Below are 22,052 nucleotides of genomic sequence, written 5' to 3' on the forward strand. Positions count from 1 at the left end.
TTCCACCGCGCACCTGTTGCGCACCGCCCCCTGGCGCGCCCCGCGCTTGCACGCGTGAGCGCCGCAGCCTATGCCAGCGCAGGGCTGGCCGGCACGGCCCGGGCCTGGTGGCAAGCCGACCGCGGCCGCCTGCTCCATGCGACAAAGACCGTCATTGCCGTGCTGATGGCAACGTGGCTGTCGATGCGCCTGGAACTGGCCTCGCCGCGCACGGCAATGGTGTCGGTGGTCATCCTGATGATGCACCAGCACAGCGGCATGGTGCTGGCGAGGGGCTTCTACCGCGCCGTCGGCATGATGGTAGGCAGCGTGGCCGCGCTGCTGTTGTTCTTTGCGTTCCCGCAGGAGCGCATGCTGTTCCTGCTGGCCCTGGCCGTGTGGATCGGCCTGTGCGTGGGCGGCGCGGCATATTTCCGCAACTACCAGTCGTACGGGTTCGTGCTGTCGGGCTATGCCACCTGCATTGCCGCAGTGCCGTCGATCTCCAACCCTTACGCCATCTTCGACAACGTCGTGATCAGCATGAGCGAGGTCTCGGTCGGCATTGCCTGCGCCGGCATGGTGAGCGGCCTGCTGTTTCCGCAGCGCGTGGCATCGATGCTGCTGGCCGCCGGGCAACAGCATATCGCCACCTTCGCCGGCTTCATCCGCAGCGCGCTGCAGGGCAGTGAGACCACCGCGCGACTTGGCACGCTGCACCTGCGCCTGGCCGGCGAGCGCGCACAGCTGGAAAGCCTGCGCAGCGCAGCGGTGTTCGAGGATCCGGAAATGCGCGCGAACAACGCGCTGATGCTGCGCCTGAACCACGATTTCCTCGAGGCACTGGCACGCTTCCATACCATCCACCAGCTCAGGGCCCGCCTGGCCAAGGCTGCCGACCACCGTGCGGGCGATGCACTGGACGCTCTGTTCGGGCGCCTTGCCGCGGTGCTGCCCGCCACAGCGGGGCGTACGCGACTGGAACTGGAGGAAATCGCCACACTGCACCGGGGCCTTCTCAGCCTCGATGCGGCACTGCCCGCTTACATCGCTGCGGCAAGGGCAACCCTGGCCGATGCGCCGCTGCTGGCAGCCGACCGCTTTGCCGCCGGCGCCACGGCGCTGCGCGAAGCCGTGTCCGACTTGCTGTCATATACCGACAATTTCCTGGCGCTGCGGGCCCCTGGCATCGCTGCGTCGCCGGCGCCACGCGAGCGGCCGCGCGGGCGTGCCAACCCGGCCAACCGGGCCTTCGCCCTCGCCTCGGGCATGCGCGCCACGGTGGCGGTACTGGTCAGCGCGTGGCTGTGGATCGTCTCGGGGTGGGCCGGCGGCAACTCCGGCGTGATCGCGGCAACCATCGCCATCTCGCTGTACTCGATCATGCCCCAGCCCATCGCCATTGCCCGCCAGATGCTGATCGGGTGCGCCCTGGCGTGGGTGGCGGGCCTCTTTTTCAATTTTTTCCTGCTGCCGCATCTCGACGGCTTCCTGCTGCTGGCCGTGGCGCTGGCGCCGTTCATTGCGATCGGCAGCTACGTCGGGACCTTCCCGCCGACTGCGGCGATCGGACTGGGCTTCGGCATCTATTTCTGCTTTCTCGGCAACCTCGGCAATCCGATGGTTTTCAACCCGGCCGGCTACCTCGACGCAGGCATCGCCACACTGATGGGTATCGCCATCGCCTCGCTGGCGTTCGCCACCATCGTGCCGCAGGGCGGCCACTGGCTGGCCGAGCAGTACCTGAAGCAGCTGCGCCAGCTGGTCGCGGCCGACATCTGCCGCTCCCCGCTCGCAGGACTGCGCCTTCACTTCGAAACCCATATCCGCGACTTCATCCAGTTTGCCGGCTCGCGCCCGCCAGCCGGGCGAGCCGGCCAGGCCGAGTTGCTGGGCTGGGCCTTTGCCGCGCTCGAGATCGGGTTGGGCACGATCGCCCTGCGCGAGATCACGGCCCGCGGCGTGCTGCCCGTGACCTGGGAGCGCCGCCAGGCGGACCTGCTGGCGGCCCTTTCCGCGCTGTTCCGCGCACCGTTGCCGGCCACTTTCGGGGCGGCCGTCCTGGTCCTGGAGCAAACCATCGCGTGGACCGGCCGCAACGCGTCGCCGGCTGCCGGCGAGGCGCGCGCCACCCTGCATGCGATGCGACTGTCGCTGCTTGACGATGCCTTGCCGCTGGTCGGCGTTGCTCAGGGACCAGATGCGCGCTGAGGCAACGCCGGCAAAGGCGGCACTACGGATGCTCGCGCTCGCCGGCGCCTGCATCGCCATGCTTGCAGCCTGTGCCAACACCGGCGGAATCGAACCCGCGGCCACGCCGCTGGACGCTGCCGCGGTCGACCCCGGCGCTGCGCTGCGCGCCACGCAGCAAGATGCCGGCTGGCCCCAGCGGGCATGGTGGTCGCAACTCGGCGACCCAAACCTGGATGCTCTGGTGGCGCACGCGGTCGCCGGCTCGCCCGACATGCGCATCGCGCAGGCGCGCAGCGAACTGGCGTTGGCGCAGGCAAAGATCGCCGGCGCTGCCATCGAGCCCAACGTGCTTGCGGGAGGTGCCTTCGGTCGTACGCGCTTTCCGCGGCTGTCTTCGCCACAGCCCATCGGCGGGCATACCACCTGGAACAACCATCTCGCCGCCGATCTCTCCTACGACCTGGACCTTTGGGGACGCAACCGCGCAGCCCTGCAAGGCGCGTTGGACAACGTGCAAGCAGCGGCGGCCGATGCGCGCATGGCGCAGCTGAGCCTGGAGACAACCGTAGTGCGCGCCTATATCGACCTGGCACTGCAGTACGCGCTGCGCGACGTCAGCCAGGCCAACCTTGCGCGCCAGACCCGCATCCACGAGATCATTCGCAAGCGCAACAGCCGCGGCCTGGCCAGTGAACTGGAGTTGAGCGAGGCGGGCACACCGATCCCGGCACTGCAGGCGCAGGTACAGCAGGCAGACCGCGCCATCGCGCTGGTGAAGAACCAGCTCGCGGTGCTCAGTGGCGACGGCCCCGGCGCGGGCGACAAGCTGGCGCGCCCCGCCCTGGTCCTGGCGGCGCCGATCGCGGTGCCTGCGTCGCTGCCGGCGGAACTGGTCGGGCACCGCCCGGACGTGGTGGCGCAACGCTGGCGCGTCGAGTCAGCCGCGCAGGGCATCAAGGTCACCAGGGCGGATTTCTACCCGAATATCAACCTGGTGGCGAGCATTGGCCTGGCATCGGCAGCCTTCGGCAACTTCTTCACCTTTGTCGACCGCGATGCGATCGGGCACAACGTGGGCGCGGCAATCTCGCTGCCAATCTTCGACGGCGGCCGCAGGCAGGGCAACCACGGTGTGGCCACGCGCAGTTACGACATCGCAGTCGAGAGCTACAACAAGGCCGTGCTGGCAGCCTTCCGGGGCGTGGCCGACGCGGTAATCTCGCTGCAATCGCTGACACGCCAGCAGGCTGGCATCGAACAGGCGCTGCGCGCGGCCCGGCAAACCTATGCACTGGCCGAGCGCGGCTACCGCAGCGGCTTTACCGACTACCTCAACGTCCTCGCCGCCGAGACCGAGTTGCGGCGCCAGGAACAGGGCCTGGCGCTGGTGCGCGCGGCCCGCCTGGACGCATGGGCGAGCCTGATGCAGGCGCTGGGCGGCGGCTTCGACGCTGCCGCGGTCGCCAGCGAGCCGACATGATGCACGCAGACGCCCACCATGCCACGTGAGATCGCACTGGTTTCCATCCTGATGCCGTCGCTGCTGCCGATATTTGTCGGCTGCCTGCTGCTGTACCTGCTGGTGGACCGCCTGCTTGTGCGCCTGGGCGTCTACCGGCGGGTGTGGCATCCGCCGCTGTTCCGGGTGTCGCTGTTCATATCGATCTTCAGTGGCATCGGGCTGGCGCTGTGGCGCTGAGTGCCGCGCAAGAAAAACGGACCTGAAACATGAAACTGAACGGACCTGCCGTGACGCGTGTGCTGGCCACGTGCCTGCTGCTCACTGCCGCGATCGCGCTGGGCTACAGCCTCTGGCAGCACTACATGTATTCACCCTGGACCCGGGACGGCCGCGTGCGGGCGGACGTGATCAACATCGCCGCCGATGTCTCCGGTCCGGTTTCCCGAATGCTGGTGCGGGACAACCAGGAAGTCCGCAAGGGCGAGTTGCTGTTCACGATCGACCCGGAGCGATTCCGGCAGGCGGTGGCACAGGCCGAGGCGCAGGCGCGCGCGCGCAAGGCCGAGCTGGACTTGCGCCACCAGCAGGCGTCGCGGCGCAAGGGCCTGGACAGCACCGTGGTCTCGGTCGAAAGCCGCGAAGACATCGGCGCGCAGGAGAAGCAGGCGAGGGCGAACTACGAAGCCAGCCTGGCCGCGCTGGACACGGCGCGGCTGAACCTGAGCCGCAGCGAAGTGCGCGCGCCGGTGGACGGCTACGTCACCAACCTCAACCTGCACGCCGGCGACTTCGTGAGTGCAGGCGCCGCGCGCATGGCAATGATCGACAAGCACTCCTATTGGATTTACGGATACTTCGAGGAAACCAAGCTGCCAAACGTGCACGTCGGCGCCAGGGCGGAGGTCAGGCTACTTTCGGGCGGCAAGCCACTGCGAGGACGCGTGGAAAGCATCGCGCGCGGCATCGCCGATCGCGACAATCCCACCAGCGCCAACCTGCTGGCGGACGTGAACCCGGTCTTCACCTGGATTCGGCTGGCGCAACGCATTCCCGTGCGCATCCGGCTGGACGCGCTGCCCGACGGCCTGCTGCTGGCCATGGGCACCACGTGCACCATCACCATCCTGCCGGAGCAGAAATAGCGCAGCTTCCGGCTGTCGCCATTCACGCCACAAGCTTCATCCGGTAGAACAGCTCCATGCTTTCCACCGCATCGCTGCCCTCCTCCTGGAAGCGGCGGATGTGGTCGGTCTGCGTATGGTGCGCCTCCTGCGCGGCAGGGCTCTCCCAATGCTCGACAAAGATGAACCGGCGCGGATCATCCTGATGCTCGAACATCTCATAGCGCAGGTTGCCTGCATCGCGGCGGGAAGGCTCCACCACGGCGCGCAGCTTTTCCCGCAGTTCTGTCGCGCGCCCCGGCTTGGCATATAGGACCACCAACACATAGAAATCGCTCATCGTTCGTGTCCATCCGCGCATGTCGTGTCAGCACAGCCTAGTCAAATGCCGGAGTGCGGGCAAGCAGAATCGGGATGTCCTATGCATTGTTCTGCCAACGAGAACAGCATGTTTGGCATACGGCTATCACGCTTGTTCCGATGCATGACTTATGCTGCAAGGGCTCCACGCGACGATCGATTGCAGCGCACTTGCAGGCATATCCCCCTTGCAGGGTCCGCGATGTCAGCGCCCGTTGCCGAAGAGCGGGGCACACGTCGCGCACGGTACATGCAACGCCTGCCCTGAAGCGCCGAGTAGCAGAAATCCCATCCCTTTGATCTGGAGATAACCATGGCCAGCGAACCCATTCGCGATCCCGCAAAAGACCACCTGCTGACTCCGCAGAACGCTGCCTTCGTGATCATCGATTACCAACCGGTCCAGGTGAACTCGATCGCCTCGATGGATCGGCAGCTGCTGGTCAATAACATCGTTGGCGCCTCGCGTGCCGCCGTGGCGTACAAGCTGCCGATCGTGCACTCCACCGTCAATGTGAAGACCGGCCTGAACAAGCCGCCGATCCCGCAGTTGCAGAAGGTGCTGGGCGATTTCCCCACCTACGACCGCACCACCATCAACTCCTGGGAAGACGTCGAGTTCCGCGAGGCAGTGAAGGCAACAGGCCGCAAGAAGCTGATCATGACCGCGCTGTGGACGGAAGCCTGCCTTACCTTCCCGGCGCTGGACGCGCTCAAGGAAGGCTATGAAGTCTATGTCGTGGCCGATGCAGTGGGCGGCACTTCCGTGGCCGCGCACGAGGCTGCGCTGCGCCGCATCGAACAGGCCGGCGGCAAGATGATCAGCGTGCCGCAGCTGTTCTGCGAACTGCAGCGCGACTGGTCGCGCAGCGAGACCGTCCCGGCGTTCATGGATCTCTTTATCCAGACCGGCGGCACCGCGGGCATCCAGTTCTCCTACGATCGCACCTGACGTGCAGGCGGGCCGGCATGCCGGCCCGTTCCATCATGCGCCTCGCGCTGCGCGGGGCGCCATCCCTCTTCCTTCTCACCCAACACCGTTCAGACGGGAGCCGGCATGGCCGACTACTATCTCCTTTCGGGCCGCTTGTTCATTGCCTTCATGTTCGTGCTGAGCGGCGCAAACAAGCTGATCTTCTTCAGCCACGGCCTGGACGAAGTGCGCTCGCGCAACTTGCCGTTCCCGCGCCTGGTGCTGTCGCTGACCATCCTCGTGCAGCTGACATGTGGCCTGGCCATCGTGGCCGGCTACCAGACCGGGATTGCCGCCCTCCTGCTGGCGGCCTTCACGCTGGCGACTGCAGTGGTCTTCTATGACTTCTGGAACCAGAAAGGCGCACAGCGCACGCTGCTGTTCACGGGATTTCTCGAGCACATCAGCATCATCGGGGGCTTTGTCATCCTGATGGCGGCGGGGCCCGGAAACCTCGTACTGCCCTTGCGTTGACCGTTCGCGACGGTCCCACCGCCGTGTTCCGAAGCCGCTGCGCAGCGGGACCCGACCAAGCTCACCCCATGAAATCTGCATTACCCACCCTGGCCGCGGCCTGCAGCGCACTGATGGTATCCGTCGCGCATGCGGACGTGGTCGGGCTCCCGCCGATGAACCTCGGCAATACCAGTTTCCTGGATGGCGTCGCCGGACCGGGCTTCCTGTTCGAGCTGGCCACCAGCTACTACCGTGCCACGCGCATCCGCGACGACGCCGGCAATGCCGTCCCCGGCAATCCACGCATCGAGACAGCAGCCATCGTGCCGCATATCGCCTATATATCGCCCGATGTCACGCTGCTCGGCGGCAACGTCGGCGCCGAGGTGCTGCTGCCGTTGGTGTACGCAAATATCCGCCCGGCCCCCGGTACAGGCGATCACAACTTCGCTGCCGGCGATATCCAGTTCAGCCCGTTCATTGTCCAGTGGTCCGGCCAGGCGCTGTTCGGCATGCCGTTCTTCCAGCGCATCGATCTGCTCTTTTCGGCCCCGACCGGGCAGTATGACCACAACCGCCTCGCCAATGCTGGCAGCAACGTCTGGACGGTGACGCCCCACTATGCCTTCACCCTCATGCCGACCGGCAAGCTGGAGGTGAGCGGCAGGCTCAACTACCAGTGGAGCGGCAAGAACACGCAGCCGCCGGCCTCACTGAACGCCGGCCCGGTCCAGCCAGGCGACGCGTTGTCGCTGAACCTCTCCGCTTCCTATGCGATCACCAAGCAGTTGCGGGTAGGTGTGGCGAGCTACATGCTGACGCAGCTCGGCGAGGACCGCATCGACGGCATCCGTCAGGCAAATTCGCGCGAGCGCGTCTTCGGCGCGGGGCCCGGACTGCTGGTGCAAGGGGATGGCTGGCAGGTCTTGCTGAACGCATACAAGGAATGGGGTGCAAGAAATCGCCCGGAAGGGAGCAAGATCGTCCTGCGGGTGCTGGCGCCACTTTGAGTTTGGGGCCGCGCGCGAAGCGCGAATCATGGCGCGCGGCAAGGATGCGCCGGCCCGATTGTACTCAGCCCGCGCGCGGGCCCTCCACGAACGCGGCGAAGCCGGCAACGAACTCCCTGAGCCGCGCACGCATGCCGGCATCGGTGAGTTCGCCCTGCGCGTCGAATACCTGGCCGGCGCGCGCAACCAGCAGCCGGTTGCCGGTATAGTGCCGCGTGCCCAGCGTCTTGAGCACCGGCAGCCAGTCGTTCTGTGCCAGCACCGTGCCGAAGCCCCCGGCCGAGGCACCGAGGACCGCAACCGGCCGATTGCCGAAGACCACGGGAATATCCCCGGCCGGCCGCGAGAGCCAATCGATAGCGTTCTTGAAGACGCCGGGGATGCCATTGTTGTATTCAGGCGTGGCCAGTATCAGGCCATCGCTCGCCATGACCTGGTCGCGCAACGCCACCACGGCGGCGGGCAAGCCCTCACGCGCCTCCAGATCCGCATCGTAAAGCGGAATGCCATGGAGGGTGGCGATATCAAGCCGGACCTGCGTGCCCGCCTCAGCCTGCGCCGCCCGCAGCAGTGCGGTGTTGTACGACTGTGCCCGCAGGCTGCCGGAAATTCCCAGGATCTGGATCATTTGTCACACCTCTTTTCATGAGGATGAAGGATACGGCTTTGCTCATTATCCAGCATGATAGAGCCTTGCCGGCGCGGAATGACTCCACCGCGCCTACACACTTGAACTCCCACTCGAATGTTGAAACGAACCGTGATGAAGATACGAGCGGCCCCAGTCTGGCGTTCGCTTGCCGCGGCCTGGCTCGCCGCAGGCGGTCTGCTCGGGACCGCGTCGCACCGCGTGCACGCCGGACAGATATGCGATGCGCCCTATGTCCATGACGGCGGACAGATCCGCTTCGAAGCGGACGGATTGACGCCGATGACAACCATTGCCTTCTTCCGCAACGTCAACGACCTCGAGCGCGACCTTTGTTCGTTCGATCTGGACATCTATTCCAAGTCCGCCCTCCGGCGCTTGATGGGGCCGCCCGTCGAGACCGTGCAGCGTCACCGGCTCGTGATCGACGAACGCTCGGGACAGCCTGTCGTGCGCAGTCTGAATGCACGCGTTCAGGCCCACGGCCAGTACACCGAGCTGGTCGGGGAAATGAGTACCAACTCGAACGGACTGCTGCTGTATCCGCCGGCGCTGACAGAGGGCCAGGTACTCCCCGCGGAAACGTTCGCGTCCCGCTACGACTTTCGTATTGTGGATCGCCGCACCGGCACCACTGTCTCTGATTTCCTTGGTTCCAATGTTCGCCTGACCTTGTCTGAGCGGACGGTGGGTCCGCTGCAGCGCCTGAAGCTTGCCACCGGCACACTGCTCTGCTGGCCGATCCGATATACCAAGTTCGTGGATCCTGGCCGCTTTCGGCTGGTCGATACCGATATCGAACTGGAGCCAACGGTGCTCGACATGACTGACTGGTATTGTCCCGCCCGGCGATTCGTCATGCGCCAGGAAGTTCGCTACAAAAATCAGCACCAGGTTGTCGATGTGGTGGAAATTGAATAGGGCAGCCGCTGAAGGGTTTCGCCATTGGAACACCTGCATTGCATAGCGCCAATCTGTGGCGGAAAAAAGCGCCCGATCAACGGGCGCAAACGGAGACGACCACGGAGGTAAAGCAAGCCCGGCTCCAGAATGAATGTCGCAGCAAACGGCTGCAGGGATAGCAAGGCGGGCCGACATGCCGTCCGGCCCGATGGACACGCCGGCTGTCTCGCCCCCCGTCACTCAATCGACCTGTGCTCCCGAGTTCTTGACGACCTTCGCCCATTTCACCAGATCGTCCTTGATCAGAGCGCGGAACTGCTCTGGCGTATTGGACGCGGCCTCGGCCCCTTGCGCGGCCAGCTTGTCCTGCACGTCCTTGCTATTCAGGACTTTGGTGGCCTCCGCATGAAGCTGGGCAAGAATTTCCTTTGGCGTACCGGCTGGCGCAAGCAACCCATACCAGGAGACCGCGCTGTACCCGGGAATGGCCTCCCCTATCGCTGGCACCTCGGGAATCAGTCTTGACCGCTTCTCTGTGGCCACGCCAAGTACGCGGAGTTGCCCTGCTTTCACGAACGGCATCACACCCGGCAAGCTGCCGAACGTTATGGGAACCTGGCCGGCAACCACGTCAGTAGCCGCTGCAGCCGCGCTCTTGTACGGAACGTGAGTAATATCGATGCCAGCCTTTGCCTTCAGCATTTCCCCGAGCAGATGATTCAGCGTGCCATTGCCCGCGGAGGCATAGTCCAGTTTTCCTGGTTTCGACCTGGCCAGGCCAATCAGATCCTGAACAGACCTGGCCTGGATTGCCGGGTTCGTGACCAGCAGGTACGGCGCCGTCGCCACCAGCGTAATCGGCTCGAAGTCCTTGAGCGGATCAAACGGAATCTTCCGGTATAGCGACGGGTTGATGGTGAACGAACTGCCGACTGTCAGCAGTAGCGTGTAGCCGTCGCGCGGTGCCTTCGCAGCGACCTGGATGCCGATATTCCCACCGGCGCCGGGCCGGTTGTCGACGACAATTGGCTGGCCCAGCACCGCACCGAGTCTTTGCGCCACGATTCTCGCCACGGCATCGTTGGCACCACCAGGCGCTTGTGGAACGATCAGTGTCACCGGCTTCACCGGATACCCAGTCGCCCAGCCTGAGCCGCTTATCAGTAGCGCGGGAACCCAGCCTCCAGTACGGAGAAGACGCAATGCCTTCCCTTTGATACCTTTCAATTCATGTCTCCTTTGAAGCGGCATGCCACCACTTGTGAAGCATAAGCAGCAAGCCGTGATTCGATGAGGATGAAAGAGGTGAAGGGTGTCGTAAAGCAATAAATGGCGAGCGTGCCATCGCGTTTGGTGATGGCCGAATGGTGGCTACGGGGCGGATGGGTGGGAAGTGAAGCCATGCAGGATGCATCTGACCCGGCCGGACTTTCAGGCGCTAACGCCACGGCTGAACGGAGGCGCCAGCCAAGCCTGGCCTGCAAGGCAAGGTTGCCGTCATTGCCCGCGCTGGCTACGCTGCAAGCGTGGCGCACGCCAGCTTCTGCGTGACGGCCGGCTGGCCGTCCCCGGCCGGCTTGCTCGCCGTTCCTTGCACATATCCTTCCCGGAGATTGCGGCATGGCCATCCAGCTCAACCACACCATCGTCTTTTCTCACGACAAGAAGGTCTCCGCCGACTTCCTCTGCGAGATCCTCGGACGTCCCCCGGCCGAGCCGTTCGGGCCGTTTCTCGGCGTACGGCTGGACAATGACGTGACCCTGGACTTCATGGACGCGGAGGGCGATGTTGCTCTGCAGCACTATGCCTTCCTGGTCAGCGACGCCGAATTCGATCAGGGCTTTGCCCGCGTCCGCGCGCGCAACCTGACCTACTGGGCGGACCCGTACCGCCGCCGCCCGGGCGAGGTCAACACCGACGATGGCGGCCGCCGGATCTACTTCGAGGATCCGAGCAAGCACTTTCTGGAGATCTTTACGATGGGCTAGTGTCCTGCCATGAGCCTTTGACGAGACACTGGCGCCCTGCCACGCCAGCTCGATGCTTTGCAGCGTTGACTGCGCTTGGTTGATGCGGTTGCACCCCATAGAATGAAGTTGCGCCTTGGAAAGCGGCTCTGGTTTCTGCCGCATCAAAGGAGGATGTCATGGAACTTCATATGCAATCGCATCGCTACGCGCACCGGTGGCCGGACTGGCGTGCGGCGGCGCTGGCGGGCCTCGTCGCCGGGGTGGTATTCCTGGTGCTCGACTTGCTGGCGGCCATGCTGATGGGGGCCGGCGTGTGGAAGCCGCTGACCATGATCGCGGCCATCATGCTGGGCCCTGATGTGCTGGCGCAAGCCGCCACCTTCCAGATGAGCGTGCTGGTAGCGGCCGTGGTGGTCCACTTCGTGCTCTCTGTCGTGTTCGCGGTGATCCTGGCAGCGATCATGGCGCCGTTCCGTTTCGATTCGAGCGTCGGCATGGCCTCGGTGGTGGGAGCGCTGTTCGGCCTGGTCCTGTACCTCGTCAATTTTCACGGCATGACTGCCGTCTTCCCATGGTTTGCCGAAGCGCGAGGCTGGGTGACCGCCATTGCCCACATCGTGTTCGGCCTGGTCGCGGCTGACTCGTACCTGAAACTGGAGCGGCACGTGGATGCGTCCGCCGGCGGCACTGGCGGTACATAGGAGAGCAAGCGCAAAACGAGCAGCGGCAAGGCGCGCGATCCATGCAGGCCGTCGCCTATCCCTATCAGCCAGTGCCTGAACGGGGCACCCTGAGGTGCTTCCTGCTGGCCTTGTTCATGCACCTGCTGCTGGGTGCCCTGCTCTACTACGGCGTGCGCTGGCGCAGCGCGGCGCCTGAAGGTGTCGCGGCCGAACTGTGGGAGGCGATCCCGGAAGCCGCAACGCCAGCGCCTGCAATCACGCCGGTGCCAAGCCCGAAGCCGGTCGAAGAGGAAGACGCCGACATCTCGCTGCAGGAAAAGCAGCGCAAGGCCGAGCAAGCCGCGCGCGACCAGGCACAAGCACGGCAGCGCGAGAACCAGGCCCGTGCCGAAGCGGCCCGCAAGGAGGCGCAGCGCAAGGCTACGGAAGCGCAGCGCCAGGCCGACAATGCCCAGCGCCAGGGCGAACTGGCGCGCTTGCGGTCGCAGGCGGGCAATTCGGGAACACGGGTCGGCTCCGGCTCCGGCACCAAGCCTTCGTCCGGTTATGCCGAGCGGGTCCGGCAGCGGGTCAAGCCGAACATCATCTTCAATGAAGACGTCAGCGGCAACCCGGCGGCGGTGGTGGCCGTGGGCATGGCGCCGGATGGCTCGGTGCTGTCGACGCGGCTCGCCAAGTCAAGCGGCAATGCGGCCTGGGACAACGCCGTGCTGCGCGCGGTGCAGCGCTCCGACCCGCTGCCGCGCGACGAGAACGGCGTCGCGCCCTCCAATATCCTCATTACCTTCTGGCCCAGGGACGAAGGCGGCTAGTAGCGCCGCCTCCTGTGCCCTGTCCCGGCGCTACGCCTCCATGTAGCCCTTGCGCAGCTTCTCCGCCACCAGCTTGTCCGCCTCGCGCCGTGCCCGCTCGGCGCTGTCGAACGTCTTCACGCTGGTCTGCCCTGTGCTGCCGATGCGGCCATAGGTGACGGAGAGCTCCGCCCCGCGTACGCTGGCGCGCCAGAACTTGCGCGAAGTGCCCTGCTCGAAGCGAAGCGTCCGCACCAGTTCCGCTTGCGCAGCCGATGCCATCGCCGCGTCCGTCCGGGCCTCGCCCGTTGACGCCGCATCCTGCACCGCGGCCGGCTTCGCCAACGGCACCGGGATCTCGACCTCCACGTCCAGCGCGCGATCCTCGCCATCGGCCAGCATGGCCTCGATGCGGGCCAGCACCGCGTCCCGATCGTCGAGCCAGTCCTTGCCGGGGATGTCCAGCACGCGCCAGCCGAAGCTGCGCAGGATGCCGGGGCGGAACACATAGCGCTCGGCGGTGTCCGTTACCGCCTCCGACGGCGCATCGAGCAGGATCGCCAGCGCGTAGCCTTGTCCCGACGCAGCGGCGATGGCCAGGTCGCAGCGGAATTGCGAGCGGCCGACGTTGGCGTGCACCTGGTGGCCGCGCGCACGCAGCGCCTCGGCCAGTGCGTCGCGGACGCTGTCTGGCGTGGGCTCGCGCGTAAAGGCGTCGCGCGCGCCGGGGTTCAGCGCGCCGAGCACCGACTGGGCGCGTTCGAACTGTCCGCGCGCGCTGGCCTGCGCGAACTGCAGGAACGCACGCAGCGCGGCAGCGCCATCGTTGTGCACGTTGGTGATGGCCTCGGCCTGGATCGTCGACACCACCGCCATCCGATGGCGCGCGCGGCTGAAGATCACGTTCAGGCGCTTCTCGCCGCCGCGCTGGTTGATCGGGCCGAAGTTCATCAGCATCTTGCCGTCCGGCCCAGGCGCGTAGCAGATGCTCAGGATGATCACGTCGCGCTCGTCGCCTTGCACGTTCTCCAGGTTCTTGACGAACAGTCCGTTGAACTGGTCGTCATCCTCGCGCACGTACTCGCGCTCGAGGCGCATCGCGAAGTCCGCGTCCTCGGCTGCCAGCGCCTCGAGCGCGGACTCGATGGCGCCCTGCTGCGCCTCGGAAAACGCCACGATGCCCAGGCTCAGCCCGGTCTCGCGGCGCAACAGCTCGCGCACGGTCCGGGCGATGTAGCCCGCCTCGGGCGCATTGCGGCGGTCGGCGTAGACGCCGTCGGCCAGCCGGTGGAAGCTGACCGGCCGCGCCAGCAGCGCGTCGGCGCCCGCGATGCCGGCATCCTCCTGGTCCGAGCGCAGCGCAGGCGCCTCGTCCTCGGCCTGCTCCAGCAAACGGTCGGGGATGGTGACGAGGCGCCCGTCGTAGAACGCCGCGTTGGAAAAGCTGATCAGCGATTCGTGACGGCTGCGGTAGTGCCACGCCAGCAGCGTGGCAGGCAGGTTGCGCGCGGCCTGGTTCAGCAGGCTGTCCGAATCGAGGTTGATGGCGATGCGTTCGCCCTCCTCTTCCACGACGATCTCGTCGTCGCCCTCGGCGCCGCCGGCCGTGAAGAAGCTCGTCGGCGGCAGCTGCATCTCGTCGCCGACCACCACCACCTGGCTTGCGCGGCTCAGCGCGGGCACCGCCTCCTCGGTCGGAATCTGGCTGGCCTCGTCGAAGATCACCACGTCGAACAGGTCCGGCGACAACGGCAGTGTATCGGACACCGACAGCGGGCTCATCAGCCAGATCGGCTTCAGGTCGTTGATGACGATGCCGGTCTCGTCGTCGGAGAGATCGCGGATGGAGCGGTGGCGCATGCTCTTGCCGAACTCGTGCTCCAGTTCGCGGCGACCCGTGGCGTATCGTTTCTTGAACGCCTTGCCGTCGGCGTCCAGCATCGTGGCCGACAGCGAGGACACGCGCACATGCTCGGCGAACTGCTTGTGGCGCGTGGCGCGCACCACCTGGGCGTTCAGCGCGAGCAGCTCGCGCTGACTCTGCGCCACGGCGCGCGCAGCCTGCGCCAGCGCCGCGCCGCCAAAGCGCGCCAGCACCGGGTTCTCGCGCGCGAGACGGCGCAGTGCCTCGTCGGCGACCAGCGCCTCGAGCTGCACCGGTGCGTGATCGAGCCACTGCAGCGTGGCGGCGCAGGCGGGGTCGCCCGCATGCACCGCGCGCAAGAGCGGCAACAGGTCGGGCAGGTCGTCGAGCGCCTCGCGCAGGTCGCGCAGCAGTTCGGCGATGTCGCCGAGGCGCGCGTCGTCGGCCAGCACCAGGCCGTCGCGCACGCGCTGCGCGAGCTTCTCCAGCGCCTCGCGCGCACCGGCCTCGGCGCGCGCCGCTGCGACCGGGTCGACGGCCTGGCGCAGGTGCGCGACCAGTTCGCGCGGGCCTGCGCCTGACTGCAGGCGCTGCTCGAGTTCGCCGAGCGCGCGCAGGAAGGCCTGCATCTCGCTGACGCCGTAGCGCCGGCGGCTGTCGGCATCGGCCGCGGCCAGCGCGGCGCTCGCGGCATGCTCGGCGGCCAGCGCTTCCAGCACCTTGCCGTAGCCCGGATGGACGGCGTGCTTGCCGAAGTCATAGCGGCGCTTCAGTTCGCCGCGCAGCCGCCACCATGCGGGCTGCAGCCAGCGCGCGAACGACGGCTCCAGCCGCCGCGCGAGCGCCAGCGCCGATTCGGTATCGCCGGGGCTCAGCTTGTCCTGCCAGTTCGACGTTGCGGCTTGCGCGTCGGCGAGTGCCTGCGCGCGCCGCTCCAGGTCCGCCCGGATCTCGCGCAGCGCGCCTTGCGCCGGCGAAGCCGGATCGAGCAGGTCCAGATGCGCGGCCAGGCCCGTGTCGAGCAGCCACTGGCTGTCGGCGGCAATTGCGCGTGCCTGTTCCAGCGCGGTGTCCTGGCCGGTCAGGCTGGCGGTACTGTCGAGCAGCGGGTCGAGCGCATCGAACAGCGCCTCGGCGTCATGGCACAGCTGCTCGGCGCGGCCATAGGCGCGCTCGTCGGCCAGCAGTTGCGGCGACAGGCGCGCGAACGGATGCGCGGCCAGGCTGTCGACACCGAAGCGCTCGCGCATCGCGCGGTGCACGCGGTGCGCGAGATCGCGCTGGCGGTCCCAGGCGGCCAGCGCCGGCAGGCGTTCGCGCAGCGCAGGCCCTGCCTCGGGCACAGCGGGCAACGCAGCCACGCGGCGCAGCAGCGCACGCACGCTGTCGCCGAGTGCCTCGGGCGCGCTGGCCATCGCCGACTCGAATGCGTCGATGCGCTGCTGGAATGCGTCCAGCGCCTCGGCGACCTGCGTGCGGCGGGCCGCCAGCGTGTCGCCATCGTGCGGCTGCGCGATCCACTGCTCGTAGCAGGCACGCAGGTCGGCAATGAAGGCCTTCTTGTCGGTCTGCGAGTCGTGGATCAGGCAGCACAGCGAATCCAGTCCGCTTTGCTTGAGCCGGTGGAACACCACGTCGAGCGCGGCGCGCTTCTCGCAGACGAACAGCACGCGCTTGCCGCGTCCGGCGTAGTCGGCGATCAGGTTGGTGATGGTCTGCGACTTGCCCGTTCCCGGCGGGCCCTGGATGATGAAGCTGCGCTGGCTGCGCGCGAGGCCGACGGCGGCGTTCTGCGTCGCATCGGCCGCCACCACGTTCCATTGCTCGCCCGGTGCGAGCGGCGCGGGCACTTCGGTCTCCACGTCGCGCGGATCGATCGAGAACACGCGGTCGAACGCCGGATTGGCGCCGGGCTCGTCCAGCAACTGCGTGTAGTCGCGCACCAGCGACATCTTGCGGTAGTTGAAGTTGGCGAGCGTCACCTGCGTCAGGTCCAGGTCCCAGGCATAACGGTGGCCTTCGGACTCCTCGAGCACGTAGCCCTGGCGCTCGTCGCTTTCAGCGGCGGCGGGGCCGCTCATGTGCGGCTGGCGCGGACCGGCTCCCGGTGTGGCGCCCGCCTCGAAGCGCTGTGGCAGCTCACTCGGCCGCACCCAATGCTCGAACAGAGCGCGCCCCAGCGGCCGGTAGTCGTCCTGCGCATAGCTGTACGGCGGCCGCCACCCGCCGGTGCGCGCGGCGGCCGGGCCCGGCTTGCGGCGCTGGAACTGCTGCATCCGCTGCAGCGCCTTCTGCCGCACCAGCCGCACCGCGGCCTTGTCGACCAGGCGCAGCTCCACCGAGGGCTCCGAGCGGCGAATCTGCGCAAGGATGCCGGCATGGATCTCCTCGAGCGAGGTCTTGCCGAGATCCACCGTCTCATCCAGCCGGATGTCGTACAGCTGGCTCAGGTAGTGGCGCAGCACCGGGTTGAACTCGGCCTCGCCGCTTGCGCACTGGATCACGTACTGGTCGCGCACGCCCTTGCGTTTGACCAGCTCCACCGGCAGCCACAGCAGCGGCGTCACGATGCGCTCGTCCGGCGCCTCCTTCAGGTTGTGCCAGCGCAGGAACGCCACCACCAGGCGCAGGTTGCTGAAGCCGTACTCGGCGCGGTCGCGGCGGGTCTCGGCGATCAGGCGGTCCAGCGACGCCGGCAGGTATGGCTGGTCGTCGAAGCGCAGCCAGCGCTGCAGCGACACCGGCTTGCCCGCTACCAGGTCGGCGGCGAACGGTCCGCCCCAGGTGCAGATATGCTCGGGCCGCACGCTTTCGATCTGCAGCATCAGCGGCACGCTGGCCACGGTCACGTTGACGGTGGCCGCGGTCGGACGGAAGTGCAGCAGGCGGTTGCGCCGCGACAGATCGAACAGGCGGTCGCGCAGGTGCGTGAGCACGGCGGCGCGGCGCGGCGTGGCACCGTTCGTGCCGGCCAGCGCGCGTTCGACGTCCAGTCCCAGCGGCTGCTCGCGCCACGTGCGCAGCCGGGTCGCCAGCGCGGCGACATCGGTGGCGCGGTCGTGGCGGTTGATCTCGGTCATCTCGACGATCACCGCGGCGACGATCGGATGCAAGCGCTCGTGCAGCAGGAACAGGTTGCGGCGATGCGCCACGAAACTGCGCAGGTCGTCCTCGTCGGCGAAGTCCAGGCCGCAGGCCAGGCTGGCGAGCACCATGCCGAGCAGGAAGACGTCGCCGATCTCGTCGTGGTGGCCAAGCAGGCGTTCCCAGCTGGCCGGGCCGCGTAGATAGACCGGACGTTCGACCGGCGCCGTAGCGTCAAGCTGCAGCACCAGGTCGGTCTGGTCGCGCTGCCCGTCGTCGGCGTGGCCGAGCTGCAGCGCGCCGACGATGTTCAGGCCCGAGGCCGGATGCGGCTGCACGCGATGCACCGCGCCGATGTCCATGACCGGTGCTTCACCATCGGGCCGGCGCAGGCGCAGCGCGCCTTCCTCGTCCACCAGGATGCTGTCGGGATCGAGCGCGGCCACCCTGCCCTGCGCGTGCAGCGCGGCAACCTGCGCGAACAGGGGCAGCACCAGCACCAGGACGTCGTCGGTGGGCAGCGCCGCGCCAGCCTGCGCGTCGACCAGGGCGCGCAGCGTGCGCGGCTCGCTGCTGCCGGCCATATCCGGAATGGTGTTGGTGCCGTGGGTCGTGCTGTCAGTCATGCCCGGCCCTCCCTGGCCAGTTCGCGGTGGAGTTGGCGCTGGTAGCGGTCCAGCTCGCGCTTGCCGAAGCCGGCGTCGCGGCGCAGGTTGCCTTGCAGCGCTTCCAGGCTGCCGAGCGCCTGCGCCACCTGGCCGGCGCGCAGCAGCGCCGCGTCCTGCTGGTCGGGGTCGGCGAGCGCCAGATCCATCATCAGCGCGTTGAGGTAGCCGCGCACGCTGTCGTCGGCCACGTCCGGCCCCACCCCCTCGGGGCCGATCGCCGGTTCGTCGTCGCGCCAGTCGGGGAACATCATGCGCACCTGCGCGAGCACTGCCTCGCTCGCCAGCGGCGTGCCGGCGAGGAAGTGGGCGAGGAAGCCGCGCGTCAGCGCCTGCAGCCGGATCTGTCCCGGCAGGTCCAGCTTCTCCAGCGCCAGCGGGCCGTGCAGGCGGGTTTCGATCCACGGATCGAGACCGGCCGCGCCCTCCCACCACAGCGCCAGCGCGCGCGCCCGGATAAAGGTCTCGGGATGGCTGTGGGCGGCGCTCGCGCCCGCTTCGTGGGCTTCGATCTCGGCCGCCTGGCGCAGGTAGGCGGCCGCGTCCACGCTGCCTATGCCGGTCTGCACCTTGACCAGCGTCGATACGGCCGGCGCCACCGCACGGGCGGCCACGGCGCCGCCGCGGTCGGCGAACAGCTCGGTGTGCAGCGCGTATCGGCGCCAGGTCTCGCGATGGCTGGCGCTGGCGCCGGGCGCGGCCAGCGCATCGTTCAGGATGCGGTCGGCCAGCAGGAACTGGCCGTCGTCGCGCGACCACAGCAGGTAGTGGGCCAGTTCATGGCCGAACACCGCCAGCAGCTCCGGCGGCGACAGCCGTTCCAGCAGCGGCCCCTGCAGGACGATGTGGACCTCCGCGGGCACGTAGACCAGCGAGGCGTTCATGTCCAGGCCCGGGGACTGGTAGAGCGTGGCGGGCGCGTCGATGCCGAGCCGCGCCATCGCCTCGGCCAGCGCCGCGTGCACGTCGGCGTGCGCGTCCGCCTCGATGCGGTAGGTGTCGCGCAGCAGCATCGAGCGCAGTGCCTCGCGGTGATCGGCGCCGGTTGCACGGGCGCCGGCCCAGCGCCAGACCTCGGGCTCATGGCGACGCAGGTAGTCGACCACCGTTGCGTGATAGGCCGGCGGCACCAGCGCGCCGCGATCCGGGGCGTGAGAGTCCATGCGGGACGTTCCAGGGTTGCGTGGAAGCCGATTCTACAGGGGGAGCATGGCGTTGGCGCCATCCATCAGCGCGGGCCATGCCCGTATGGGCATGGCCAGCTTGACGCTGTCGGGGGTAGTCGGAGACGGGAATGCCGGCGCGGGAAGTGGCTGACGGCTGAAGCTGTTGGTTTGGGTGGGCGGCTGATACGCCGCAAGTCTGTTTCTGCCCAACATTTGCTCCGCCAATCGGGCGGAATTCGCTGATGACGGGGCTGCCGCTCCATTTTTGTCGGTCCGCATCCGGTGGCACAGCTTCTGCGTATAAGCGAGAGGACGCCGCCGCGTTCTGCCCTTCTTACCGCAAATCGGAGTACCGCCATGATCCGCCAGCTCGCCAACACGATCTTCGCCACCGCCGCGATTGCAGTCGCCTGCACTGCCGGCATTGCCCATGCCGCCGCCCGCGACAGCGCTGCTGCCGGCGACAGGTCCGGCTGCACCTTCCGCGTCGACATGCGCGACGTCTATAGCAACAGTGCGCGGGCCGGCCGCTTCGACGTCTTCATCGACGGCACCCGCGTCGAGGCTTCACCCGTCAAGGAGCACTCGGTTTCTGGCCTGGACCGTAGTGGCGTGTCGGCCGATCCTGCCCGCAAATTCGACATCTACACTGACGGCGCCCTGGCCGGCATGGACCGCAGCGGTCCTTCAGCCGATCCCGCGCGCAAGTTCGACGTCTATACCGACGGCGCCCTGGCATAGCCCACGCTCAGTGAGCCTGCCCCAGGCAGGCAGCCATCGTCAAACGCGCTTGTGCGCCCTTTGGAACGTATTTCTCCCGGCTCCAAAGGGCGCTTTTTTGCTGGCACGACGCCGGCAGTGCGGCGCGCCGCCGGCGTCCGGGCCGGAGCCCGCGTCAGCCCAGCGCCGGGTAGTCGACGTAACCGTGCGCACCATTGCCGCCGTACAGTGAAGCGTCCTCAAAGGGGCGGTTCAGCGGCTTGTTTTCGCGGAAGCGGCGCGGCAGGTCGGGGTTGGTGATCATCTTGCGGCCGAACGAGACCATGTCGGCACTGCCGCTGCGAATCGCCTCTTCGGCCATCTCCCTGGAGTAGCCGTTGTTGACCATCCATACGCCGGTGTACAGGCGGTGCAGCGCTTCATAATCGAAAGGCGCGTTGTCGCGCGGGCCGCCGGTGTGGCCTTCTACGACGTGGATATACACCGGATGCAGCTTCTCCAGTTCACGCACGACATGTTCGAACAGTGGCTGTGGGTTGCTCTCCAGCGCGTCGTTGACGGGCGAAACCGGTGCCAAGCGAATGCCGACCCGGTCGGCACCGATCTCATTGACCACGGCAGCCATGACTTCGAGCAGGAAGCGCGCGCGGTTTTCGATGCTGCCGCCATACGCGTCGGTGCGATTGTTCGTGCCATCGCGCAGGAAGGCGTCAAGCAGGTAGCCGTGCGCGCCATGGACTTCGACCCCGTCGAAGCCGGCCTGGATGGCATTGGCTGCAGCGGTGCGGAAGTCATCGACAATACCAGCGATCTCGGCCGTCTCGAGCGCGCGCGGGACCGAGCATTCGACGTAGCCTTTGCCGTTGATATAGGTCTTGGCATTGGCAGCGATGGCCGACGGTGCGACCGGGGCCTGGTTGTCCGGCTGGAAGTGCGTGTGGGACATGCGGCCGGTGTGCCAGATCTGCAGGAAGATCCTGCCGCCCTGCGCGTGGACCGCGTCGGTCACCTTCGTCCAGGCGGCGATCTGCTCGGGGGTATAGATGCCCGGCGTATTGGTGTAGCCCTGGGCTGTGGTCGAGACCTGCGTGGCTTCAGCGATGATCAGGCCGACGCTGGCGCGCTGGCTGTAGTACTCGACCACCATGTCGGTCGGCACCAGGTTGTCGTCGGCGCGGCTGCGCGTGAGCGGCGCCATGGCCATGCGGTTGGCAAGTTCGAGCTTGCCCAGCCTGATCGGCTGGAACAAAGCATCCGCGAGAAAGGCTTCTTTCTGTGCGCCCATGAATGGCTTACTCCGTGGTTGGTCTATGGCTTGCAGCGGCCACAACGTTGGTAGCGGCCGGCTGGAACAGGTGGTCGAACATCAGGTCGACGCTGCGGCGCAGCGGCTCGACCGAGCGTTCGAGCTTCATGCGCAGCAAGGCGCCCTCCCAGGCATCCCAGACCAGCCCGGAGAGGTCGGCAGGCGCAATGTCCGTACGGATTGCGCCGTGCGCCTGGGCCTCGCTGATCATGCCGGCCAGGCGTTCGCGCCAGGCCATCTGGGCTGCCTGCAGGGCGGTCCGGCAGGTGTCGCTCGACAAGGCAATCTCCGCCGCAAAGTTGCCGATCAGGCACCCTGCCTGCACCGTCCTGGACAGGTGGTAGGCAATCATCTGGGTGAAGACGTAGCGGATTGCCGCCATCGGCTCTGGCGGCGCGGCCTCCATCATGACTTCCCACGACCGCTGCAGGTAGTCCGCGTACTGCGCGACGATGACCGCGGCAAACGTTTCCTTGCTTTCGAAATGGTTGTAGAACGAGCCTTTGGGCACGCCGGCGTGGTCGGTGATCTGCTGGATGCCGGTGGCGTTGTAGCCGTGGCGCGAAAACAGTTCGCGCCCTGCCTTCGTCAGGCGGTCAGGGATGTCGGTCTTGTCTGCGGTGCGTGCCATGGCTAAATAATATGACCAGTCGTCTTAAAAAGTCAAACGATCCTGGTCATCGCGGCTATCTTTAC

The 22,052-nt window shown here is 67.0% G+C and carries 20 protein-coding genes; 12 read left to right on the plus strand and 8 right to left on the minus strand.

The features are described 5' to 3' along the window. Window positions 1-54: 54 nt before the first annotated feature. The 4 genes from AC3WLF_RS29820 to AC3WLF_RS29835 are packed head-to-tail and all read left to right on the plus strand — an operon-like array spanning window position 55 to window position 4,776. Entirely contained in the window at window positions 55-2,190 is a 2,136-nt protein-coding gene (locus AC3WLF_RS29820; protein WP_492317713.1) for an FUSC family protein, read from the plus strand. Next, complete coding sequence (locus tag AC3WLF_RS29825) at window positions 2,180-3,652, plus strand: efflux transporter outer membrane subunit (protein WP_492359223.1); 1,473 nt, start codon at window positions 2,180-2,182, stop codon at window positions 3,650-3,652. The genes AC3WLF_RS29820 and AC3WLF_RS29825 overlap by 11 nt, the downstream gene beginning before the upstream one ends. Before the next feature lie 18 nt (window positions 3,653-3,670). Beyond that, on the plus strand, window positions 3,671-3,871 hold the full coding sequence (locus AC3WLF_RS29830; protein WP_492359224.1) for a DUF1656 domain-containing protein: 201 nt from the start codon (window positions 3,671-3,673) through the stop codon (window positions 3,869-3,871). Window positions 3,872-3,900: 29 nt separating this feature from the next. Next, complete coding sequence (locus AC3WLF_RS29835) at window positions 3,901-4,776, plus strand: efflux RND transporter periplasmic adaptor subunit (protein WP_492359225.1); 876 nt, start codon at window positions 3,901-3,903, stop codon at window positions 4,774-4,776. 22 nt (window positions 4,777-4,798) lie between these two features. Here the strand turns inward: AC3WLF_RS29835 and AC3WLF_RS29840 are convergent, their stop codons facing one another. Next, window positions 4,799-5,095 (minus strand): putative quinol monooxygenase, encoded by a 297-nt coding sequence (locus AC3WLF_RS29840; protein WP_492317709.1) that lies wholly within the window; start codon window positions 5,093-5,095, stop codon window positions 4,799-4,801. Window positions 5,096-5,428: 333 nt separating this feature from the next. On the opposite strand from AC3WLF_RS29840, the gene AC3WLF_RS29845 reads away from it, so the two are divergent. The 3 genes from AC3WLF_RS29845 to AC3WLF_RS29855 all read left to right on the plus strand — a co-directional run bounded on the left by AC3WLF_RS29845 (window position 5,429) and on the right by AC3WLF_RS29855 (window position 7,554). Beyond that, a complete protein-coding gene (locus AC3WLF_RS29845; protein WP_035827404.1) occupies window positions 5,429-6,067 on the plus strand; it encodes a hydrolase in 639 nt (212 codons plus the stop codon). Between the two features lie 105 nt (window positions 6,068-6,172). Continuing rightward, window positions 6,173-6,562, plus strand: coding sequence for a DoxX family protein (locus AC3WLF_RS29850; protein ID WP_492317708.1), 390 nt, complete (start codon window positions 6,173-6,175; stop codon window positions 6,560-6,562). 113 nt (window positions 6,563-6,675) lie between these two features. Beyond that, window positions 6,676-7,554, plus strand: a complete 879-nt coding sequence (locus AC3WLF_RS29855; protein ID WP_492359226.1) for a SphA family protein — start codon at window positions 6,676-6,678, stop codon at window positions 7,552-7,554. A 64-nt stretch (window positions 7,555-7,618) separates the two neighbouring features. Here AC3WLF_RS29855 and AC3WLF_RS29860 read toward each other — a convergent pair whose 3' ends face one another. Further along, complete coding sequence (locus AC3WLF_RS29860; RefSeq protein ID WP_492317706.1) at window positions 7,619-8,182, minus strand: NADPH-dependent FMN reductase; 564 nt, start codon at window positions 8,180-8,182, stop codon at window positions 7,619-7,621. 117 nt (window positions 8,183-8,299) lie between these two features. On the opposite strand from AC3WLF_RS29860, the gene AC3WLF_RS29865 reads away from it, so the two are divergent. Beyond that, window positions 8,300-9,124 (plus strand): hypothetical protein, encoded by an 825-nt coding sequence (locus tag AC3WLF_RS29865; protein ID WP_492352938.1) that lies wholly within the window; start codon window positions 8,300-8,302, stop codon window positions 9,122-9,124. Between the two features lie 222 nt (window positions 9,125-9,346). Here the strand turns inward: AC3WLF_RS29865 and AC3WLF_RS29870 are convergent, their stop codons facing one another. Both AC3WLF_RS29870 and AC3WLF_RS29875 read right to left on the minus strand, forming a co-directional pair. Next, window positions 9,347-10,333 (minus strand): tripartite tricarboxylate transporter substrate binding protein, encoded by a 987-nt coding sequence (locus AC3WLF_RS29870; RefSeq protein WP_492352937.1) that lies wholly within the window; start codon window positions 10,331-10,333, stop codon window positions 9,347-9,349. Next, entirely contained in the window at window positions 10,330-10,509 is a 180-nt protein-coding gene (locus tag AC3WLF_RS29875; protein ID WP_492317703.1) for a hypothetical protein, read from the minus strand. Before AC3WLF_RS29875 ends, AC3WLF_RS29870 begins: the two co-directional genes overlap by 4 nt. A gap of 217 nt (window positions 10,510-10,726) precedes the next feature. Between AC3WLF_RS29875 and AC3WLF_RS29880 the strand changes: the two genes are divergently transcribed. From AC3WLF_RS29880 to tolA, 3 genes are all read left to right on the plus strand, one after another. Beyond that, window positions 10,727-11,095 (plus strand): VOC family protein, encoded by a 369-nt coding sequence (locus tag AC3WLF_RS29880; RefSeq protein WP_492317702.1) that lies wholly within the window; start codon window positions 10,727-10,729, stop codon window positions 11,093-11,095. A gap of 158 nt (window positions 11,096-11,253) precedes the next feature. Beyond that, on the plus strand, window positions 11,254-11,778 hold the full coding sequence (locus tag AC3WLF_RS29885; protein WP_492317701.1) for a hypothetical protein: 525 nt from the start codon (window positions 11,254-11,256) through the stop codon (window positions 11,776-11,778). A 41-nt stretch (window positions 11,779-11,819) separates the two neighbouring features. After that, window positions 11,820-12,572, plus strand: a complete 753-nt coding sequence (gene tolA / locus AC3WLF_RS29890; RefSeq protein WP_492317700.1) for a cell envelope integrity protein TolA — start codon at window positions 11,820-11,822, stop codon at window positions 12,570-12,572. Between the two features lie 30 nt (window positions 12,573-12,602). Here tolA and AC3WLF_RS29895 read toward each other — a convergent pair whose 3' ends face one another. Further along, window positions 12,603-18,125, minus strand: a complete 5,523-nt coding sequence (locus tag AC3WLF_RS29895; RefSeq protein WP_492359227.1) for an AAA domain-containing protein — start codon at window positions 18,123-18,125, stop codon at window positions 12,603-12,605. Further along, window positions 18,122-19,327 (minus strand): M48 family metalloprotease, encoded by a 1,206-nt coding sequence (locus tag AC3WLF_RS29900; RefSeq protein WP_492359228.1) that lies wholly within the window; start codon window positions 19,325-19,327, stop codon window positions 18,122-18,124. The genes AC3WLF_RS29895 and AC3WLF_RS29900 overlap by 4 nt, the downstream gene beginning before the upstream one ends. Window positions 19,328-19,687: 360 nt before the next feature. On the opposite strand from AC3WLF_RS29900, the gene AC3WLF_RS29905 reads away from it, so the two are divergent. After that, window positions 19,688-20,071: a hypothetical protein gene (locus AC3WLF_RS29905; RefSeq protein WP_492359229.1), complete on the plus strand. Its 384-nt coding sequence runs from the start codon at window positions 19,688-19,690 to the stop codon at window positions 20,069-20,071. 154 nt (window positions 20,072-20,225) lie between these two features. On the opposite strand, the gene AC3WLF_RS29910 is transcribed toward AC3WLF_RS29905, so the two are convergent. Both AC3WLF_RS29910 and AC3WLF_RS29915 read right to left on the minus strand, forming a co-directional pair. Continuing rightward, window positions 20,226-21,335, minus strand: coding sequence for an alkene reductase (locus tag AC3WLF_RS29910; RefSeq protein ID WP_492317696.1), 1,110 nt, complete (start codon window positions 21,333-21,335; stop codon window positions 20,226-20,228). 7 nt (window positions 21,336-21,342) lie between these two features. Beyond that, window positions 21,343-21,987, minus strand: a complete 645-nt coding sequence (locus AC3WLF_RS29915) for a TetR/AcrR family transcriptional regulator (RefSeq protein ID WP_492317695.1) — start codon at window positions 21,985-21,987, stop codon at window positions 21,343-21,345. Between the last annotated feature and the right edge of the window lie 65 nt (window positions 21,988-22,052).

The organism is Cupriavidus sp. FW306-01-F10A, assembly GCF_058782785.1.

Coding starts and splice junctions, on each gene's coding strand:
- AC3WLF_RS29825 (WP_492359223.1), top strand. CDS start 2,180: ATGCGCGCTGAGGCAACGCCGGCAAAGGCGGCACTACGGATGCTCGCG.
- AC3WLF_RS29830 (WP_492359224.1), top strand. CDS start 3,671: ATGCCACGTGAGATCGCACTGGTTTCCATCCTGATGCCGTCGCTGCTG.
- AC3WLF_RS29835 (WP_492359225.1), top strand. CDS start 3,901: ATGAAACTGAACGGACCTGCCGTGACGCGTGTGCTGGCCACGTGCCTG.
- AC3WLF_RS29840 (WP_492317709.1), bottom strand. CDS start 5,095: ATGAGCGATTTCTATGTGTTGGTGGTCCTATATGCCAAGCCGGGGCGC.
- AC3WLF_RS29845 (WP_035827404.1), top strand. CDS start 5,429: ATGGCCAGCGAACCCATTCGCGATCCCGCAAAAGACCACCTGCTGACT.
- AC3WLF_RS29850 (WP_492317708.1), top strand. CDS start 6,173: ATGGCCGACTACTATCTCCTTTCGGGCCGCTTGTTCATTGCCTTCATG.
- AC3WLF_RS29855 (WP_492359226.1), top strand. CDS start 6,676: ATGGTATCCGTCGCGCATGCGGACGTGGTCGGGCTCCCGCCGATGAAC.
- AC3WLF_RS29860 (WP_492317706.1), bottom strand. CDS start 8,182: ATGATCCAGATCCTGGGAATTTCCGGCAGCCTGCGGGCACAGTCGTAC.
- AC3WLF_RS29865 (WP_492352938.1), top strand. CDS start 8,300: ATGTTGAAACGAACCGTGATGAAGATACGAGCGGCCCCAGTCTGGCGT.
- AC3WLF_RS29875 (WP_492317703.1), bottom strand. CDS start 10,509: ATGGCTTCACTTCCCACCCATCCGCCCCGTAGCCACCATTCGGCCATC.
- AC3WLF_RS29880 (WP_492317702.1), top strand. CDS start 10,727: ATGGCCATCCAGCTCAACCACACCATCGTCTTTTCTCACGACAAGAAG.
- AC3WLF_RS29885 (WP_492317701.1), top strand. CDS start 11,254: ATGGAACTTCATATGCAATCGCATCGCTACGCGCACCGGTGGCCGGAC.
- tolA (WP_492317700.1), top strand. CDS start 11,820: ATGCAGGCCGTCGCCTATCCCTATCAGCCAGTGCCTGAACGGGGCACC.
- AC3WLF_RS29895 (WP_492359227.1), bottom strand. CDS start 18,125: ATGACTGACAGCACGACCCACGGCACCAACACCATTCCGGATATGGCC.
- AC3WLF_RS29900 (WP_492359228.1), bottom strand. CDS start 19,327: ATGGACTCTCACGCCCCGGATCGCGGCGCGCTGGTGCCGCCGGCCTAT.
- AC3WLF_RS29905 (WP_492359229.1), top strand. CDS start 19,688: ATGATCCGCCAGCTCGCCAACACGATCTTCGCCACCGCCGCGATTGCA.
- AC3WLF_RS29910 (WP_492317696.1), bottom strand. CDS start 21,335: ATGGGCGCACAGAAAGAAGCCTTTCTCGCGGATGCTTTGTTCCAGCCG.
- AC3WLF_RS29915 (WP_492317695.1), bottom strand. CDS start 21,987: ATGGCACGCACCGCAGACAAGACCGACATCCCTGACCGCCTGACGAAG.